The 18417-nt window shown below is 69.0% G+C and carries 15 protein-coding genes; 8 read left to right on the forward strand and 7 right to left on the reverse strand.

What is annotated here, in order from left to right:
- Positions 1 to 63: 63 nt before the first annotated feature.
- Positions 64 to 426, reverse strand: a complete 363-nt coding sequence (locus ACFVHY_RS12010; protein ID WP_390271993.1) for a hypothetical protein — start codon at positions 424 to 426, stop codon at positions 64 to 66.
- A gap of 50 nt (positions 427 to 476) precedes the next feature.
- Positions 477 to 1652, reverse strand: a complete 1176-nt coding sequence (locus tag ACFVHY_RS12015; protein ID WP_390271995.1) for an acyl-CoA dehydrogenase family protein — start codon at positions 1650 to 1652, stop codon at positions 477 to 479.
- A 175-nt stretch (positions 1653 to 1827) separates the two neighbouring features.
- Between ACFVHY_RS12015 and ACFVHY_RS12020 the strand changes: the two genes are divergently transcribed.
- Positions 1828 to 3357 carry a PAS domain S-box protein gene (locus ACFVHY_RS12020; protein WP_390272234.1) on the forward strand — a complete coding sequence of 510 codons (1530 nt, stop codon included), beginning with the start codon at positions 1828 to 1830 and terminating at the stop codon, positions 3355 to 3357.
- A gap of 50 nt (positions 3358 to 3407) precedes the next feature.
- On the opposite strand, the gene ACFVHY_RS12025 is transcribed toward ACFVHY_RS12020, so the two are convergent.
- Together ACFVHY_RS12025 and ACFVHY_RS12030 are read right to left on the reverse strand one after the other, a co-directional pair.
- On the reverse strand, positions 3408 to 4535 hold the full coding sequence (locus ACFVHY_RS12025) for a nitronate monooxygenase (protein WP_390271997.1): 1128 nt from the start codon (positions 4533 to 4535) through the stop codon (positions 3408 to 3410).
- Positions 4536 to 4640: 105 nt separating this feature from the next.
- A complete protein-coding gene (locus ACFVHY_RS12030; protein ID WP_390271999.1) occupies positions 4641 to 5951 on the reverse strand; it encodes an NAD(P)/FAD-dependent oxidoreductase in 1311 nt (436 codons plus the stop codon).
- A gap of 75 nt (positions 5952 to 6026) precedes the next feature.
- Between ACFVHY_RS12030 and ACFVHY_RS12035 the strand changes: the two genes are divergently transcribed.
- From ACFVHY_RS12035 to ACFVHY_RS12045, 3 genes are read left to right on the forward strand one after another with little or no spacing between them, the layout of a single operon-like run.
- A complete protein-coding gene (locus ACFVHY_RS12035; RefSeq protein ID WP_390272001.1) occupies positions 6027 to 6548 on the forward strand; it encodes a 2Fe-2S iron-sulfur cluster-binding protein in 522 nt (173 codons plus the stop codon).
- Positions 6545 to 7528, forward strand: a complete 984-nt coding sequence (locus ACFVHY_RS12040) for an FAD binding domain-containing protein (RefSeq protein ID WP_390272003.1) — start codon at positions 6545 to 6547, stop codon at positions 7526 to 7528. Before ACFVHY_RS12035 ends, ACFVHY_RS12040 begins: the two co-directional genes overlap by 4 nt.
- Entirely contained in the window at positions 7525 to 9627 is a 2103-nt protein-coding gene (locus tag ACFVHY_RS12045) for a xanthine dehydrogenase family protein molybdopterin-binding subunit (RefSeq protein WP_390272005.1), read from the forward strand. The genes ACFVHY_RS12040 and ACFVHY_RS12045 overlap by 4 nt, the downstream gene beginning before the upstream one ends.
- A gap of 22 nt (positions 9628 to 9649) precedes the next feature.
- On the opposite strand, the gene ACFVHY_RS12050 is transcribed toward ACFVHY_RS12045, so the two are convergent.
- Together ACFVHY_RS12050 and ACFVHY_RS12055 are read right to left on the reverse strand one after the other, a co-directional pair.
- Positions 9650 to 10420, reverse strand: coding sequence for a hypothetical protein (locus ACFVHY_RS12050; RefSeq protein WP_390272006.1), 771 nt, complete (start codon positions 10418 to 10420; stop codon positions 9650 to 9652).
- Between the two features lie 131 nt (positions 10421 to 10551).
- The gene (locus tag ACFVHY_RS12055; RefSeq protein WP_390272008.1) at positions 10552 to 11136 is read right to left on the reverse strand and encodes an NTP transferase domain-containing protein; all 585 of its coding nucleotides are present in this window, start codon (positions 11134 to 11136) and stop codon (positions 10552 to 10554) included.
- A gap of 51 nt (positions 11137 to 11187) precedes the next feature.
- On the opposite strand from ACFVHY_RS12055, the gene uraD reads away from it, so the two are divergent.
- Together uraD and uraH are read left to right on the forward strand one after the other, a co-directional pair.
- Positions 11188 to 11694: a 2-oxo-4-hydroxy-4-carboxy-5-ureidoimidazoline decarboxylase gene (uraD, locus tag ACFVHY_RS12060; protein WP_390272010.1), complete on the forward strand. Its 507-nt coding sequence runs from the start codon at positions 11188 to 11190 to the stop codon at positions 11692 to 11694.
- Positions 11691 to 12017, forward strand: a complete 327-nt coding sequence (gene uraH / locus ACFVHY_RS12065) for a hydroxyisourate hydrolase (RefSeq protein WP_055475092.1) — start codon at positions 11691 to 11693, stop codon at positions 12015 to 12017. Before uraD ends, uraH begins: the two co-directional genes overlap by 4 nt.
- Before the next feature lie 37 nt (positions 12018 to 12054).
- Here uraH and ACFVHY_RS12070 read toward each other — a convergent pair whose 3' ends face one another.
- Positions 12055 to 15444 (reverse strand): pyruvate carboxylase, encoded by a 3390-nt coding sequence (locus ACFVHY_RS12070; protein ID WP_390272013.1) that lies wholly within the window; start codon positions 15442 to 15444, stop codon positions 12055 to 12057.
- 524 nt (positions 15445 to 15968) lie between these two features.
- Here ACFVHY_RS12070 and ACFVHY_RS12075 point away from each other — a divergent pair.
- Positions 15969 to 16754, forward strand: coding sequence for an SGNH/GDSL hydrolase family protein (locus ACFVHY_RS12075; RefSeq protein ID WP_390272015.1), 786 nt, complete (start codon positions 15969 to 15971; stop codon positions 16752 to 16754).
- 113 nt (positions 16755 to 16867) lie between these two features.
- A complete protein-coding gene (locus ACFVHY_RS12080; protein ID WP_390272017.1) occupies positions 16868 to 18364 on the forward strand; it encodes an MFS transporter in 1497 nt (498 codons plus the stop codon).
- Positions 18365 to 18417 lie beyond the last annotated feature (53 nt).

Raw genomic sequence — 18417 nt, forward strand, 5'->3', positions numbered from 1 at the left:
TGTGTCGACCGCGCCGGGGCGCGGAAAGGGGCTGTCGGTGCGCGAGAGTTCAGGAGGCGGTGCTCATGAGGGGACGTCGTCGCGGATCGTGAGGGCTCGGCCCATCCGCGCCTCGACCTTGAAGTACTTCCAGAGCGCATGCTCACCGACCATGATGGTGCGCAACAGATTGCAGGCCGCCCGGACGGTCGGCTGGTCGCGCACGTCGGCGAGGACGTAGAACGTCCACGGCCAGCCGTCGGACGGCCCGACCATGTGGGCGTCGTCGTCGAAGGTCCCGATGATCTCGACACCGTCGAGGTTCTTCAAGCTCGTGAGGAACTCCATCGTCGCCTCCCACACCGGACCGATGTCGGACTTGGGCAGGTCGAAGAAGTTCTGGTTGTTACCGACGCAGAACAGCGTGCGCAACGGTTCGTCGGACATGAGTGATGCTCTCCTCGCGGTCGTGACGTCTGGGCTGGATGGCGGGTGGGTCAGGGGAAGCTGGGGATACCGGCCTCGAGGCCGAGGAGAAGCGCACCGGCGGCCTCGTAGGTGTTGGTCTGCAACATCGCGTGCTGCGCGGGCACCAGCGCATCCTGCAGGAACCGCTGCAGCGGATGCGTCTCGTAGATGGCCCCGGTTCCGGCGAGGTCGAACACCTGCAGCACGACGCTGCGCCCGACGTGTGCGGCGTGGGTGGCACTCAACCGCAACAGGGCCTGATCGTCGGTCGAGATGTGCTGTCCCGCGATGGCCTTGGCCCACACCCGGTCGGTGCTGTCGTAGAAGAACGCACGCGCCGAACGCAATTCGGCCTCGGCGACCGCCAGGCCGCTCTTGTACGCCGGCCGGTTGCCCTTGCTGGCACCCCCGGTGATCGAGGTCCGCGCCGCACCGACCTCGATCGCGTAGTCGAGCGCGCCCCGGGCCGCGCCGAGGGTCACCACCGCCAGGACCTGCGCGGCGTAGGCCAGCGCCGGGTACCGGGTCAGGGGTTCGTCGATCTGCGGGGCGCCGCCTCGCACGAAGGTCATCTCCTCGGGCACGAACACGCGGTCGGCGCGGATGGCATGGGAGCCGGTCGCCTTCATCCCGGCGACATCCCAGTTGTCGACGATTTCGACCTCGGCCGGGTCGACCAGCGCCGTCAGCGGTTTGCCGCCGGTCTCGGGTCCGCCGGCCAGACCGATCCCGAGGAGGTCGGCGCCGCGACATCCGCTGGCGAACTGCCAGACCCCCGAGCACAGGTAGCCGCCGTCGACCCGCTGTGCCTCCTGCATGGGGAACAGCCCGCCCGCGTAGGCGACATCGGGACCGTGCGCGTAGATCTTCTGCTGGGTCTCGGCCGGCAGCGCGGCGAAGTACACCAGCGACGATCCGAAACTGGACACCCACCCGGTGGCGGGGTCGACGGCGGAGATGCGTTCGACCAGCGACATGAAATCCGACGGTGCCATCGGCTCGCCACCGAACGCCGCCGGCGTCGAGGCCCGGTACATGCCGGCGCGCTTCAGCAACGCGATGAAGTCGGCGGGCACGTAGCGCTGCGAGTTGAACTCGTCCCGACGATCCCGGAGCACGTCGAGCGCGTGGTCGAACGCGGCGTCGCGCGCCGCCCCCGCCGGTTCCGCACACACCCGTTCGGTCAGGCTCTCCGCGGTCATCATTGTCTCCGTTCGGAATCGACTCTCGATCTCGAGTCCGACACTATGGACGCGGGACCCGACGCGGTATCGGGATTTCCCGCGTCGCGGGTAAGCAATTCCTTACTTGCGTGTCCTCACCCGCGTGGCATCGTGGCGGGGGCGAAGATGAGAACTCGGCGAAGGTGAGGTGATGGCGATGTTCCCCGCGCGTCGGGACTTCGAGCAGATGATCCTGCACACCGGCACCGGAATCCTCATCCACGAGGCGAGTTCGAAGAACATCCTGTGGGCCAACCCGGCCGCCTGCCGCATCTTCGGGTTCACCCTGGAGGAACTCAAGCCCCTCAAGGCACACCACATGAGCGCCCAGGAGCGTCAGTACCGCCGCGAGGTCGGCGTGGCGTGGCTTCAGTCCGCCGTGGTGCACGGGTCGAGCCGCAAACAGTGGAAATACCGCGCCAAGGACGGCACCGAGTTCCTCACCGACGCCCGCGCGACCCTGGTGCGCTGCGAGGACGGGCCGGTCGTGATGGTCGAGTTCCGCAACATCTCCGACGAGGTCGAGTTGCAGGAAGAACTGACCTGGGTGTCGGAGTCATTGCAGCGCATCATGACCCACACGTCGGCCGGGATCGTCGTGCTCGACGACGACAACTGCATCGACGACATCTCCCCACTGGCCGCCAAGCTGTTCGGCCGCACCCCTGCGGAGCTGTCGGGCGTCCACCTGGAAGACCTCGGCCGGTGTGAGCCCCGGCTGACCAGTGACCCCGTCGTCGAACGGCTGACGGACGGAGCGGGCTCGGTCGAGATCCAGCAGGAGATCATCAAGGACGACGGCAGCACCGTGTGGCTGGCCGGCGAACTCGAGATCGTCGCCCACGACGGCATCTCCTCGCGGGTCCTGACCGTGCGCGACGTGACCGACCGCGTCGAATGGGAACGCCGCAACGCCTACCAGGAGGCCAACCTCCAATATCTGAGCCGGTACCACGCGATGGGCGACATGGCGATGATCCTGGCCCACGAGCTCGGGCAGCCGCTCGCGGCGTCGACGAACTACCTGAGCGGACTCAAGGCCCGCGTCTCCGCCGAGACCGTCGACGCCCGCAGCCTCGCCTACGGCATCGACCAGATCGAGAAGCAACTCCACCGCGCCGCCGACATCGTGGCCTCGGTCCGCCGCTACGTACGACGCATCGAGAGCACCTCGACGCTCATGGATCTCAACGAGACCGTCGAGGAGAGCCTGTACTTCGTGCGACTACGCGCGGCCGAGCAGGGCGTGCGCGTGTACGCCGAGATCCCCGACCGTGACCTGCCGGTCCAGGGCGAGAACGTGCTCATCGGACAGGTCATCATCAACCTGTGCGTCAACGCACTCGACGAGATCGTCCGGCCGACAACCGAGGTGAAGGAACTGACGATCCAGACCGGCGAGGCCGACGGACTGGCCTCGGTGTGGATCCGCGATCAGGGACGCGGCATGACCGGCGACGTACCGGCGGACCGCCTCGCGTCCGGAGCGTTCTCGTCCAAGCAAGACGGTTCCGGAATCGGGCTCATCATCTCCGAACACATCGTGGAACGTCACGGCGGGACGATCCGGTACCTGCCGAACGAACCGTCGGGCACCACCGTCCAGGTGACTCTCCCCCTCGCGACGATCGCCGAGGACGGCGCCGGCCACTCCCCAGCTCCCGCGTCGCCGTTTCCGTCCCGCTGACTGAATCCGATAAGCGGGACGGAAACGAGGCCGCGCGAATCTGCCCCCGACTAGGCGTTCGCGTTGGCGAACGAGTCCAGGCTGCTCGTGGCGTCGATGTACTCGGTGACCCACCGCTCGATCACCGCGGAGGTCTTCTCGACCTTGCGGAACTGCCCGACCACCTGCCCGACCGGGTTGAAGGCGACGTCGATGCTCTCGTCGGGGTACTTGTGCGTCGCGGCCACCGCCATCCCGGAGACCATGTACTGCAACGGCATCCCCAGCGGATCGGGATTCTTCGGATCCTCCCAGGCCTCGGTCCAGTCGTTGCGCAGCATGCGGCACGGCTTGCCGGTGAACGATCGGCTCCGCACGGTGTCCCGGCTGGAGGCGTCGATGTAGGTCTGCTGCTGGACCGGGGTGTTCTCGGCCTCCTCGACCATCAGCCACTGCGATCCCGTCCACGCGCCCTGCGCCCCGAGGGCCAGCGCCGCCGCGATCTGCTCACCGCTGCCGATACCGCCGGCCGCCAGAACCGGAACCGGCGCAACCTCTTTGACGACCTGCGGCCACAGCACGATGGAACCGACCTCGCCGCAGTGACCGCCACCCTCGCCGCCCTGGGCGATGATGATGTCGACACCTGCATCGGCGTGCTTGCGGGCCTGCTTCGGCGACCCGCACAGCGCGGCGACCTTGCGGCCGGCGGACTGGATCTTCTCGATCATGTCGGCGGGCGGAGTCCCCAGGGCGTTCGCGATCAGGGTGACCTTGGGGTGCTGGAGCGCGATCTCGACCTGCGGCGTGGCGGTGGCCTCGGTCCAACCGAGAAGCTGCAGGGAGTTGTCACTGTCCTCGTTGAGCGGCACGCCGTGGTCACGCAGGAGCTTGCGCCCGAAGTCGAGGGTCTCCGCCGGCACCATCGACTGCAGCATCTTGGTGAGTTCTTCGCCCGACATGTTCGAGTCCATGCCCTCGTACTTGTTCGGGATGACGATGTCGACGCCGTAGGGACGGTCGCCGATGTGCTCATCGATCCAGTTGAGTTCGATCTCGAGCTCTTCGGGGGTGAAGCCGACCGCGCCGAGCACCCCGAAACCGCCCGCCTTGCTCACCGCGACCACCACGTCCCGGCAGTGGGTGAACGCGAAGATCGAGAACTCGATACCGAGCTCATCGCAGATCGGGGTGTGCATGGAGGACTCCTCGCCCGTCAGAAGAACAACCAGAATTAGAACGTGTTCTACTCTGAATACCAGGCGAGGCGGTCACGGACAAGCGAGCGGGCCGAATCCACCCGGTCACTGCCCGTAGGGCTGCCTCGCCGTCTCCGGGCTGCCGTAGGTGATGGCGCGCTCCCGCCGGCTGTCGGTGAGCAGCGTTGCGCCCCACGTCATGACGGTTCCCATCCGGTTGCGGACACCCGCCAGGAAGGCGATGTGGATGACGCCCCAGGCCACCCAGCCGAGGAACCCCGACAGCTGGAGCGGGCCGGACTGGACGATCGCGTGGCGGCGGGCGATGTAGGCCGCGGTGCCCAGATCGCGGTATCTGAACGGGGTTCTCTCCCGTTGGCCGGCAACAGTTTCCGCGATCACCGCGCCGGCATGCCGGCCGCCCTGCATGGCCACCTCGGCGACCCCGGGCAGGTCTCGGTAGGAACTCATGTCGCCGCACACGAAGATGTCGGGATGGCCCGGGACCGAGAGATCGGCCTCGACCGGTATCCGCCCGCCGCGGTCCTGTTCGACACCCAGCGACCGGGCGAGTGTGGCGGCGAATGGGACGGCCTCGACGCCGGTCGTCCACAGTGTCGTGCGCGCCGGGTAGACGTTCTTGGTCCCGTCGGCCTTGCGGGTCGTCTCGACGTGGTCCGCCCCGACGCCGGTGACGTGCACGCCCAGGTGGGTCTCGACGCCGAGGTTGTCGAGCGTGCGCTGGGCGCTGGCCGAGAGCCGCGTCGAGAACGACGGCAACACGCGGTCGCCGCCGTGGAGCAGCAGCACCCGCGCCTGCGCCGGATCGATCGCGTCGAACTCGCGCTCGAGCGCCAGGGTCGCGACCTCCCGGATCTGTCCGGCGAGCTCGACGCCGGTCGGGCCGCCGCCCGCCACCGCGAAGGTGAGCCAGGACCGCTGCTCTTCCGGGTCGGTGATCGTCTCGGCCATCTCGAACGCGGCCATGATCTTGCGGCGGATCGACAGTGCGTCATCGAGCGTCTTCATCCCCGGCGCGAACTCCGCGAACGCCTCGTTGCCGCGGTAGGCGGTGCGCATCCCGGCGCCGACCACGAGGTAGTCGTAGGCGAGACGGAACGACGACCCGTCGATGCGGTCGACCGTCACCTCACGGGCGCCGACATCGATACCCGACGCCTCGCCGAGGACGACGTCGAGGTTCTTGTGCCGACGGGTCAGATGCCGAACCGGGCTGGAGATCGCGCCCTCGGACAACAGACCGGTGGCGCACTGATACAGCAGCGGCTGGAACAGATGGCTGGTCCCGCGGTCGACGATGGTGACGTCGACCGGCTCGTTCTTGAGCCTGCGGGCGCAGTGCATACCCGCGAATCCGGCACCGATCACAACAACTCTGGGTCTCGAGGGGGCCATTCGACCGATTGTTCCAGACATTTCGCGGTTCTCGGCGGGTGTTTACCGCCTCTACGAACGGGTATGCCTCGCGACGTGGAAGCCAAAGTCTCCTTGACCGTGAACGGTGCCGAACACGACGTCGTCGTGGACACGCGAACAACACTGCTCGACGGTCTGCGTGACCGGCTGGGCATCTTCTCGCCCAAGAAGGGCTGCGATCACGGTCAGTGCGGTTCGTGCACCGTGCTGGTCGACGGCAGGCGCATCGTCAGTTGCCTGTCCTTCGCCGTCTCCTACGAGGGCAGCGACATCGTCACCGCCGAGGGCCTGGGCGACGGTGACGAGCTACACGACATGCAGCAGGCGTTCATCGACGAGGACGCCTTCCAGTGCGGCTACTGCACACCCGGCCAGCTGTGCTCGGCCATCGGGATGCTCGACGAGGCGAAACAGGGGTATCCCAGCCACGTCACCGAGGACCTCGACCCGTCGTCGAGCGGCGACGCGAGTCCGCTGAGAGACGACGAGATCCGGGAACGGATGAGCGGCAACCTCTGCCGATGCGCGGCGTACCCGAACATCCTCGCGGCGATCCGACAGGCGGCCGATCGATGATCCCGTTCACCTACGAGCGTGCGACCGACGTCCGCACCGCCGTGGCCTTTCTGCGGGATCACGACGGCGCGAAGCTGATCGCCGGCGGCACCAACCTGGTCGACCACATGAAGCTGGGCGTCGCCGACCCGCCGGCGCTGCTCGACATCTCCCGCCTGCCGCTCGACGACATCACCGAACGCCCCGACGGCTCGCTCCGGCTCGGCGCCACCGCCCGCAACGCCGACACCGCCGCCCATCCCCTCGTCCGACGCCGCTACCCCGTCCTGGCCCGCGCCCTGCTCTCGGGCGCCTCGCCGCAGTTGCGCAACCTCGCGACCAATGCGGGAAACCTGTTGCAGCGCACCAGATGCGTCTACTTCCAGGACGTCACGACCCCGTGCAACAAGCGGACGCCGGGCTCGGGCTGTTCGGCCGTCGGCGGATACACGCGGTATCACGCCATCCTGGGTGCATCCGAGACCTGCGTCGCGACCCACCCCTCCGACATGGCGGTGGCCCTCACGGCGCTCGACGCGCGCATCGTCGTGCAGGGCCCCGACGGTGAGCGCGTGGTGGACATCAACGACTTCTACCGCCTCCCGGGTGAGCATCCCGAACGCGACACGGTGCTCGAGCCGCACGATGTCATCGTGGCCATCGACGTGCCACCGCCCCTGCCCGACTCGTCGTCGACCTACCGCAAGGTGCGGGACCGTGCGTCGTACGCCTTCGCGCTCGTGTCCGTCGGGGCCGAGGTGAGCATGGACGGTGACGCCATCGGCGCGACGCGGATCGCGTTCGGCGGTGTCGCGCACAAGCCCTGGCGGGCCGCGCGGGCCGAAGAGGTGCTGCGTGGTCAGCGCCCCTCGCCCGAATTGTTCGCCGCGGCAGCCGATGCCGAACTCGGCGAGGCCCGTGTACTCGAGGGCAACGAGTTCAAGGTGCCCCTCGCACGCCGCACCCTGATCGCCACCCTGCGGGAGTTGAGCACTCGATGACCGCGATCGGTACCTCCCACGCCCGCATCGACGGCACCGACAAGGTGCGCGGCACCGCGCCTTATGCCTACGAGCACCTCACCGACGCCGCGTACCTGTGGCCGATCACCGCGACCATCGCGCGCGGACGCATCACCGGATTCGAGACGGCCGCAGCCGAATCGACGCCCGGCGTGCTCTACGTACTCACCCCGGAGAACGCACCGGAATTGGCCGACACCTCCAGCGGCGACCTCACGATCCTGCAGTCGCCCGAGATCGCCTACCGCGGGCAGCTGATCGGCGCCGTCGTCGCGGAGAGTCCCGAGACGGCGCGCGAAGCCGCCTCGGCGGTGACCGTCACCTACGACGAGGACGCCCACGACACCGAGTTCCGCGTCGATCACCCCGACAGCTACCGGCCCGAACAGGTCAACGGCGGGTTCGAGCCCACCTCACAGGACGGCGACCCCGATCGAATCCTGGACGAGGCGGCCAGTACCGCCGGCGGGGACACGGTCACGGTCGACCAGTGGTACTCCACCCCGGAGGAACACAACAACCCGATGGAGCCGCACACCGTGGTGGCCACCTGGGATGCGGATGCAGCTGTCCTCACGCTCTACGACTCGACCCAGTCGACCCAGGGCGTGGTGTCCTCGCTGGCGCCGGTGCTGGGTCTCGAACCCGAGCAGATGAGGGTGATGGCGCCGCACGTCGGCGGTGGATTCGGGTCGAAGGGCTCGCCGCACTCGCACGACGTGCTCGCGGCCATGGCCGCCATGCGCCTGCCCGGCCGTCCGGTGAAGTTCGCGGTGACCCGACAGCACATGTTCGTCTACGTCGGACACCGCGCGCCCACCCGATCCCGTCTGCGGGTGGCCGCCGATCGGGACGGCCACATCACCGCGATGGTGCACGAGGCATTCACCCACAGCGCACACGCCGGGGAGTTCGCCGAGCAGGCCGCGGTCACCTCACGATCGATGTACTCGGCCGACCATCGGCGGACCGATCACCACGTCGTCCCCCTCGATGTCCCGGTCCCGTTCTGGATGCGCGCGCCCGGCGAGGCTCCGGGGATGTTCGCCGGCGAGGTCGCCATGGACGAACTGGCACATGCCCTCGACCTCGATCCGATCGAGTTGCGTGTGCGCAACGAACCGCCCGAGGACCCCGAGACAGGCAACCCGTGGTCGTCGCGGCGGCTGCTCGACTGTCTCCGCGAGGGAGCCCGACGATTCGGCTGGGAGCGGCGTGTGGCGGAGCCGGCGGCCCGCCGGAACGGTCGGCAACTGGTCGGCCTGGGGGTCGCGTCGTCGACCTATCCCCACATGGTGCAACCGGGCAACGCGGCGTCGATCACCCATCGCGACGGGCGGTACACGGTCCGGATCGCCGCCACCGACATCGGCACCGGTGCGTGGACGACCCTGAAGATCATCGCCGCCGACGCGCTCGACGTACCCACCGACGTCGTCGACATCGAGATCGGCGACAGCGCGCTGCCCAGCGCGACCGTCGCCGGCGGTTCGTCGGGCACCTCGTCCTGGGGATCGGCTATCGTCACCGCCGCGCATCAGTTCCGTGCACGTTTCGGCGACGATCCGCCGCCGGACGCCGAACTCAGCGCGGAAGCGGCGGACAACCCCGATCTCGAGAAGTTCACCGTGGCCTCGTTCGGCGCGCACTTCGTCGAGGTCGGCGTCGACATCGACACCGGCGAGATCCGGATCCCGCGCATGCTCGGGGTGTTCTCCATCGGCCGCGCCATCAACCCGCGCACCGTCCGTTCGCAACTCATCGGCGGCATGACCTTCGGTATCTCGATGGCGTTGCACGAGGAGAGCGTCCGCGATCACCGGTTCGGGCACGTGGTCACGCAGGATCTCGCCGAGTACCACATCCCCGTGCACGCCGACATCGCCGACGTCGACGCGATCTGCCTCGACGACCGCGACGAGCACGCCACCCCGATGGGTTCGCGCGGTGCGGGCGAGATCGGGATCGTCGGCAGTGCCGCCGCGGTCATCAACGCGATCTACAACGCCACCGGGGTACGGATACGGGACCTGCCGGCGCACCTCGACGATCTGCTCGGCGGACTGCCCGACCAGTAGTCGGCGCCCTGGCGGTGCGGAGTCAGGCCGCGCCCGGGTAGCTGGACCACCCCGGTACCGGCTGCTGGGCCGGCCACGGCTCGGTGTCGGCCATCGGCAGCCAGTGCGGCATTCCGTCCGGAGTCATTGCGGCGCACGCCTTCTGATCCGGGGTCGGCGTCGGGTACAGGGCCGCGAAGTCGTAGCGGGAGGTGTACCAGCCGCCGAACACGTCGGCGCCGGGGGTCCGCTCGCCCCCGCGTGGTGCGGCCGCGGGATCGGTTCCCACGCGGCGGATGTCGATCTCCACCGGCCGCGGGGTGTCGTATCCGACGGTCCACGCACCGTTCTGCTGCACCGACCGATACCCGTGACGGCACATCACGATTCGCGCCCAGCCGTTGTCGTCGACGCGGCGCAACCCCTGATAGAAGGCGGTGCCGACCTCGCGGCCCGAGGTCGACTGGATCGTGGGGTACGCCGTCACCATCTGGTCGATGTTCGACGGCGCGGCGTCGGCGAAACCGGGGTAGCCCCACCGCGCCGACCGTCCGGCGTTGGCGAGTTCGAAGGACTCGGTGAAGGCTCGGACGAAGGTGCCCTCGGCGGATTGCGGATCGAGGACACCGGTCGCGGTCCAGCGGAAGGTGGTGTCGAATCCGGGCGGCAGATGCGCGTCCTGCGCGGCCCGGGCCGGCGGTGTTCGCTCCGGTCCCTCGGGTCCGGTGGCGCATGCCGCGAGGCCGGCTCCCACGACGAGCGCGGCGAGAATCGCGGTGAGGCGTCGACGACGATCGTGCGCCACGGTGATCACCCGCTTCGGCGAGAGTGCGGTCCGTTACCCGGCTATGTGTGCACCCTAGACATGGACGCTTGTCCCACGTGGGATCACCGTGCACCGGAACGGCGACGAGAAGGTCTCGAAACGGGCACGCTGATCCCCGGTCACGGCTGCTCGTCGATGTCCACCCCGGACGCCAGATCCCCGCACTCGACGCGGGTCACCGCCCGGGACCGGAGGTACACCTGAGCACCCACGTCACCATCGACCACACGCAGAGCCGGTCCGAAATGGTCGGCACCGATGTACACCGGGTGCCCCGGACTGCCGTCGAAGACCGCTCGCGCGAGAAGGGCGCGGTCACCCGATGCCGCGCCCAGGACGCGGGCGACGACGTCGGCGCCCGTGGCCGGGGTGTCGACCACGTGCACCGTCAGCCCCGCCGCGCCCGGTCGTGCCATCGCCCACCGCAGGGCCGCCGCCACCGTGGCACCGACGCCGTCGGACCAGTCCGCGACGACCAGCGCCTCGGCGCCGGCGGGCGGTTCGACGACCGCGGCGCCCATGGCGACCGCCACCTCGGCGCAGCCGCCGTCGCGCAACGCCGCGACCGCCCGCTCGAGCCACTGGCCGTCGTGCGCGAGGATCTTCGGCATCCCGTACCTGGTCCCGGCTCCGGCGGCGAGTACCACACCGAGCACCCGTCCCGCGGGGTCGTCCGGGGGCGCTGCCCCGGTGACGTCGTCCATCGCTCCATCTTCCACGCGCCGACCGCGCCCACGCCTCCTAGGCTGGTCATCATGCGGCTCACCGAGATGGACGACGACGACGAAGCCCGTGCAGCGCTGCGCAGCTGTTGCGCATCGACGACCTGGATCGAGCGCATGATGCTCGCGCGGCCCTTCGGCGATGTACCCGCTGTGCTCGACACCGCCGATCGAGCACTGGCCGAGATGAGCGACGACGACCTCGACGAGGCGCTCGCCGGGCATCCGCGGATCGGAGACCGGCCCGACAACGCCTCGTCGGCGCGCGAACAGTCCGGGGTGGCGGGCTCGTCGGCCTCGGTGCTCGCCGAGCTGAGAGACGCCAATGTCGCCTACGAGGCGCGGTTCGGACACGTCTACCTGGTCTTCGCGAACGGGCGGCCCGCCGACGAGCTGCTCGCCATCCTCCGGGCGCGGATGACCAACGACGCCTCCACCGAACGCCGGGTACTGCGTGCGGAACTGGCGAAGATCAACCGCGCCCGCCTGCTCCGTATGCTGTCGGGCGAGCACGCCGCCGACGAAGGGATTTCGAGATGACCGGTCTGTCCACGCACGTCCTCGACGCGGTGTCGGGTTCACCCGCCGTCGGCCTCGAGGTGTCCCTCCAGGATGCGTCGGGGACCGAACTGTCCAGCGGCAGCACTGATTCCGACGGTCGCATCACCGCAGTGAACACCGAGGCGCTCGTCCCCGGGATCTACCATCTCGTCTTCGACACCGGTAACTGGTTCGCCGACAACGACATCAAGGGTTTCTATCCCGAGATCGACGTCTGTTTCGAGATCGACGATCCCGGGCGACATCACCACGTACCGATCCTGTTGAGCCCCTTCGCCTACTCGACGTACCGGGGCAGCTGAAGCGGCGGCGGGGCGAGGTGCCCCGCCGCCGATCTGCTCAGCGGATCTCGATCAGCAGATCCCCCGGCGTGACCTGCGTCACCTGTCCGATGGCAAGTCGGGTCACGGTGCCCGCGACCGGGGCGGTGATCGCCGCCTCCATCTTCATCGCCTCGATGGTGCCGATCGTCGCGCCGACGGCGACCTCGTCGCCGACATCGACCGACAGCGACACGACGCCCGCGAACGGGGCACCGATGTGGTGCGGGTTGGAGCGGTCCGCCTTCTCCGCCGACGCGACAGCCGAGTCGACGGAGTGGTCGCGCACGGCGATCGGACGCAGCTGACCGTTCAGGACGCACATGACGGTCCGCATGCCCTGCTCGTCCGGTTCGCTGACCGCCTCCAGCCCGATGAGCAGATCGACACCGGGTTCGAGTTCGACGCGGTGTTCCTCGCCGTAGCGCAGTCCGTAGAAGAACTGGTTGGCCGAGAGCCTCGACGTGTCACCGTAGGCCTCGTAGTGCTCCTCGAACTCCTTTGCCGGACCGGGGAAGAGCAGGTGGTTGAGCCGGACCTGACGGTCACGACCCGGCTTGTCGAGGATGGCCTCGTCGTCGGCGGTGAGCGGGGTGACCTCGGGGGCCGGCGCGCGGCCCTGCAGCGCGAGGGTGCGCAGCGGTTCGGGCCAGCCACCGGGCGGGTCGCCCAACTCGCCGCGCAGGAAGCCGATCACCGAGTCCGGGATGTCGTAGGACGCCGGGTCGGCCGCGAAGTCCGAGGCGGTGATGCCACGGCCGACCAGCGCGAGCGCGAGGTCGCCGACGACCTTCGACGACGGGGTCACCTTGACCAGTCGCCCGAGCATCGAATCAGCGGCGGCGTACGCCTGCTCGACGGCCTCGAACCGGTTGCCCAGCCCGAGGGAGATGGCCTGCTGCCGCAGGTTCGACAGCTGCCCGCCCGGGATCTCGTGCGAGTAGACCCGCCCGGTCGGCGCCGGGAGACCGGACTCGAACGGCGAGTACACCTTTCGCAGCGCCTCCCAGTACGGCTCGAGGTCGCACACCCGCGCGAGGTCGATGCCGCTGTCCCGCTCGGTGTGGGCGGTCGCGGCGACGATCGCCGACAGCGGCGGCTGGCTCGTGGTGCCCGCCAGCGCGGCACTGGCGCCGTCGACCGCGTCGGCACCCGCCTGCCACGCGGCCATGTAGGTCGCCAGCTGTCCGCCCGGGGTGTCGTGGGTGTGTACGTGGATCGGCAGATCGAACTCACGCCGCAGCGCCGACACCAGGGTGGTCGCCGCGGGAGCGCGCAGCAGACCCGCCATGTCCTTGATCGCCAGGACGTGCGCGCCCGCCTCCACGATCTGTTCGGCCAGCCGCAGGTAGTAGTCGAGCGTGTAGAGGTCCTCGCCCGGATCGGACAGATCGCCGGTGTAGCTCATCGCCACCTCGGCGACCGCCGTGCCGGTCTCGCGGACCGCGTCGATCGCCGGTCGCATCGCATCGATGTTGTTGAGCGCGTCGAAGATCCGGAAGATGTCGATGCCGACGTCGGTCGCCTCGGACACGAACGCGGTCGTCACCTTGGTGGGATACGGCGTGTAACCGACCGTGTTGGCGCCGCGCAACAGCATCTGCAGACAGATGTTGGGGATCGCCTCCCGCAACTGCGCCAGGCGATCCCACGGGTCTTCTTTCAGGAAGCGAAGCGCCACATCGTAGGTCGCCCCGCCCCAGCACTCGACGGACAGCAGTTCGGGGGTCAGCGCGGCCACGTACGGCGCCACGTTGAGCAGCCCATTGGTGCGCACGCGAGTCGCGAGCAGCGATTGGTGCGCATCGCGGAACGTCGTGTCGGTGATGCCCAGCCGCGGGTTCTCCCGCAGGTCGCGCGCGAACCCCTCGGGTCCGAGCTCCAGCAGACGCTGCCGCGAGCCGTTCGGCGGCGACGTGAGCACCGAACGCTCGACGGTGGGCAGCTTGTCGCGCGGGTACACCGTGGTGGGCCGCTCACCGTGCGGCTTGTTCACGGTGACATCGGCCAGGTACGACAGGATCTTGGTACCGCGGTCGGCCGACGAGCGCGAGGTCAGCAGGCCGGGACGCTCGTCGATGAACGAAGTCGTGACGCGCCCGGCGCGGAAGTCCGGGTCGTCGAGCACCGCCTGCAGGAACGGGATGTTGGTCGCGACGCCACGGATCCGGAACTCGGCCACCGCACGACGCGCGCGGCGCACCGCAGTCGGGAAATCCCTTCCGCGACAGGTCAGTTTGACGAGCATCGAGTCGAAGTGACCACTCACCTCGGCACCGAGGTTCGCACCGCCGTCGAGCCGGACGCCGGCACCGCCGGGGCTGCGGTAGGCGGTGATGCGCCCGACATCGGGCCGGAAGCCGTTGGCGGGATCCTCGGTGGTGATCCGGCACTGCAGCGCGGCGCCGCGGATGCGGATCGTGTCCTGGGTCAGTCCGAGATCCGCCAGCGACTCCCCCGATGCGATGCGCAGCTGCGCGCTGACGAGGTCGACATCGGTGATCTCTTCGGTCACCGTGTGCTCGACCTGGATGCGCGGGTTCATCTCGATGAACACATGGCGACCCTGTTCGTCGAGCAGGAACTCCACCGTGCCCGCGCATGAGTAGCCAATGGACCGTGCGAAAGCCACTGCGTCCGAGCAGATCTGCTCGCGCAACTCGTCGGACAGGTTCGGTGCGGGCGCGAGCTCGATCACCTTCTGGTGGCGGCGCTGCAGGCTGCAGTCGCGCTCGTAGAGGTGGATGACGTTGCCGTAGGTGTCGGCGAGGATCTGCACCTCGATGTGCCGCGGGTTGACCACGGCCTGCTCCAGGAACACCGTCGCGTCGCCGAACGCGGCCTCGGCCTCGCGCGACGCGGCCGCGATGGCCTCGGCGAGGTCGGCACGCTCGTCGACACGGCGCATCCCCCGCCCGCCGCCACCCGCGACCGCCTTGACGAAGACCGGGAACCGCATGTCCTGCGCCGCGGCGAGCAACTCGTCGAGATCCGACGACGGCTCCGAACTCGCGAGCACGGGGATGCCCGCCGCCTTCGCCGCGGCCACCGCGGTCGCCTTGTTGCCGGTCATCTCCAGGATGTCGGCGCTCGGGCCCACGAAGGTGATGCCCGCCTCCGCGCACGCGGCGGCGAGACCCTGGTTCTCCGACAGGAATCCGTAACCGGGGTAGATCGCATCGGCGCCACACCGGACCGCCGCGCCGACGACCTCGTCGACCGACAGGTAGGCCCGCACCGGATGTCCCGGGACCCCGATCTGGTAGGACTCGTCGGCCTTCAGCCGGTGCACGGAGTTGCGATCCTCGTACGGGAAGATCGCGACCGTGCGCGCACCGAGTTCGTAGGCGGCGCGGAATGCGCGGATGGCGATCTCGCCGCGGTTGGCGACCAGAACCTTGTCGAACATCGTGGTGTTCTCTTTCTCTCACGCCTGCGCCGGTCCGGCGCGTGCTCAGCGACTCGCACAATCGCGGTGGAGATCGCGCGAACAAACTCCCGGCGGGCACGGATCGACGCGAATGTCCCGACGACGCCGACCCGTTTCCACGGGCAGTTCACGTCGTGATCCTACTCACCGAGACCGGCCGTTCGGCCACCCCCTCACACCGCCTTCGACCCCCTCGGAAACCGTGCTCCACGACGCGGTCCACCGCGTCGGAAAGGCGGCGGCACGGCACTGCGGCGCCTCGGGAGAGGTGATCGAAAACACTTGCCGCGCAATGTACGTGGCACTCATTGCCGCAGTGTTGAGAAATACTCTCCAGCAGGATTCGACAATGAGAGATCCGCGGCGTCGGGAATTCGCGAATGCCGATCGATCGCTCCGTCGGAATGCCGACCGATCGCTCTGTCACGGGCTCGCTTTGTCGGCCGACGGCGCACGGGATTAGCGTCGTCGGAACCACTCCGATCCGACCGGAAGGCGTTGCCGTGGGCTTCACCCGTTACGTCGCCCTGGGCGACTCGTTCACCGAGGGAGTCGGCGATCCGGACCCGGCCCGACCCAACGGGGTACGCGGGTGGGCCGACCGTGTCGCCGAACAACTCGCCGTCGCGGCGCCCGCCGAGGGCGGCGCGGGCTTCGGCTATGCGAACCTGGCCATCCGCGGCCGGTTGCTCGACGAGGTGATCGCCCAGCAGATCGGTCCGGCGATCGCCCTGGAGCCCGACCTGGTCACCATCTACGCCGGCGGCAACGATCTCATGCGCCCGTCCCTCGACCTCGACGCGATGATCGCGCGGTACGACGCGGCCCTGCGCGACCTGACCGCGACCGGCGCCACCGTCGTCGTCTTCACCGCGTATGACACCGGATGGGCTCCGGTGTTCCGGATGCTGCGTGGACGGGTCGCCATCTACAACGAGCTCGTCCGGGCGGTCGCCGAGAAGCACGGTGCACTGATCTGCGACTTCTGGCGGATGGCCGGTTATGACGACTACCGCATGTGGGACACCGATCGCCTGCACATGTCGCCGCTCGGTCACGCACAGATGGCCGGCCGGGTCCTCGACCTGCTCGGCGTCGACCACCACATCACGCCCGAGACGCTCGCCGACGCCGCGGTCGCCACCCGCCGGGAGCAGCGGCGACAGAACGCGGAGTGGGCCCGCACCTTCCTCGGCCCCTGGGTGGTGCGCCGCATCCGCGGTGTCTCGTCGGGCGACGGACTCACCCCGCGCTGGCCCCATCCCGTCGGCCTCGCCGACCTCGCGTAGCCCTGACGCCGGGGCTTCCCGCCGGGTGCGAACGTTTGCACCCGCGGCCCGCCGGATATCCTGGTCGTTCGGAGGTGTGCACAATCGATGAGCGGAACCAGCGGGATGACGGCGTGACCAGCCGCACCGACGCCGACGGAACGACGGACAGGACTCCGGACCTCCCGCCCCCCGATCCCACCGCCGAGAAGCCCCACCCGCGGCTCGCGGTGGCCGTGCTCTGCCTCGCCGGAATCGTCGTCGCGCTGATGCAGACGATCATCGTGCCGCTCATCCCTCAACTCCCCGCGCTGCTGCACGCCGACGCCTCCGACACCACGTGGGCGATCACCATCACGCTGCTGCTCGGCGCGGTCGCCACCCCCATCGGGGGGCGGATCGGCGACATGTACGGCAAACGCCTCGCCATCCTGGTCAGTCTCGGCTTCGTCGCAGCGGGTTCGGTGGCCTGCGCGGTCGCGACGTCGCTGCCGCTGTTCATCATCGGCCGCGGTCTCCAGGGGCTGGGTTTCGGCATCGTCGCCCTCGGCATCAGCGTCATGCGCGACATCGTCCCGCCCCGCCACCTCGGCTCGTCGGTGGGAACGATGAGCGCCTCACTCGGCATCGGCGGGGCGCTCGGGCTCCCGGTCGCCGCCCTCATCGCCCAACACGTGAGCTGGCACGCCCTGTTCTGGTCGTGTGCGGGTGCCGCGACGCTGGCCGGTGTCGGCGTGGCCCTCACGGTCCGCTCCACCGCCGAGCCCTCCGGCGGCCGGTTCGACGCGCTCGGCGCCCTCGGTCTGACCGTGCTCCTCGTCTGTCTGCTGCTGCCGTTGTCGAAGGGCGCCGAATGGGGATGGGCGAGTCCACTCACACTCGGCCTGTTCGCCGGCTCCCTCGTGTCGCTGGGCGTGTGGGTCCTCGTCGAACTCCGTCGCGACAGTCCGTTGATCGATCTCCGCATCCTGGGCAAGCGCCCGCTCCTGCTGACGAACCTGGCCTCGATCGCGACCGGCTTCGCCTTCTACGCGATGCAACTCATCCCGATCCAGTTGCTGATGGCCCCGACCAACAGCCCGGACGGATTCGGGTACGACATGGTTCACGCGAGTCTCATCCTCGCGCCCAGCGGCCTGGTCATGTTCGTGTTCTCGCACATCAGCGGACGCATCAACGCCGTCTTCGGCGCCCGCATCTCCCTCGCCCTGGGCGCGGTCATCATCGGCATCGGCTACGTGATCTTCATCGTCGGCATCGCCGGCCCCTGGGACCTGACCTGGATCCACATGCTCGTCATCGCCTGCTGCATCGGCGCGGGCCTCGGCATCGCCTACTCGGCGATGCCGGCCCTCATCATGCAGTCGGTCAGCGTCGAGCAGACCGGCGAGTCCAACGGTGTCAACGCCCTCATGCGGATCATCGGCACCTCGACGGCTGCCGCCGCGGTCGGCATGCTGCTGACCTGGTCGATGACCTCGGTTCCTGTCGCCGACGGCACCGCGATCGAGGTGCCCACCGCCGAGGGCTACCTGTGGGCGTCGGCCATCGCCCTCGTCATGAGTGCGATCGCCGCCGTGGTCGCCTTCGCGATTCCCGCGCACGGCCGCAGCACCGAGACCCCGGTCTGACGCCCCGGGCACCTGCGGGCCCGCTCGCCGGCCCACGAGATGCGGACCGTACC

The sequence above is a fragment of the Gordonia sp. NPDC127522 genome (genome assembly GCF_042672305.1).
Taxonomy (GTDB): domain Bacteria; phylum Actinomycetota; class Actinomycetes; order Mycobacteriales; family Mycobacteriaceae; genus Gordonia; species Gordonia hongkongensis.

Coding starts and splice junctions, on each gene's coding strand:
- ACFVHY_RS12010 (WP_390271993.1), bottom strand. CDS start 426: ATGTCCGACGAACCGTTGCGCACGCTGTTCTGCGTCGGTAACAACCAG.
- ACFVHY_RS12015 (WP_390271995.1), bottom strand. CDS start 1,652: ATGATGACCGCGGAGAGCCTGACCGAACGGGTGTGTGCGGAACCGGCG.
- ACFVHY_RS12020 (WP_390272234.1), top strand. CDS start 1,828: ATGTTCCCCGCGCGTCGGGACTTCGAGCAGATGATCCTGCACACCGGC.
- ACFVHY_RS12025 (WP_390271997.1), bottom strand. CDS start 4,535: ATGCACACCCCGATCTGCGATGAGCTCGGTATCGAGTTCTCGATCTTC.
- ACFVHY_RS12030 (WP_390271999.1), bottom strand. CDS start 5,951: ATGGCCCCCTCGAGACCCAGAGTTGTTGTGATCGGTGCCGGATTCGCG.
- ACFVHY_RS12040 (WP_390272003.1), top strand. CDS start 6,545: ATGATCCCGTTCACCTACGAGCGTGCGACCGACGTCCGCACCGCCGTG.
- ACFVHY_RS12045 (WP_390272005.1), top strand. CDS start 7,525: ATGACCGCGATCGGTACCTCCCACGCCCGCATCGACGGCACCGACAAG.
- ACFVHY_RS12055 (WP_390272008.1), bottom strand. CDS start 11,136: ATGGACGACGTCACCGGGGCAGCGCCCCCGGACGACCCCGCGGGACGG.
- uraD (WP_390272010.1), top strand. CDS start 11,188: ATGCGGCTCACCGAGATGGACGACGACGACGAAGCCCGTGCAGCGCTG.
- uraH (WP_055475092.1), top strand. CDS start 11,691: ATGACCGGTCTGTCCACGCACGTCCTCGACGCGGTGTCGGGTTCACCC.
- ACFVHY_RS12070 (WP_390272013.1), bottom strand. CDS start 15,444: ATGTTCGACAAGGTTCTGGTCGCCAACCGCGGCGAGATCGCCATCCGC.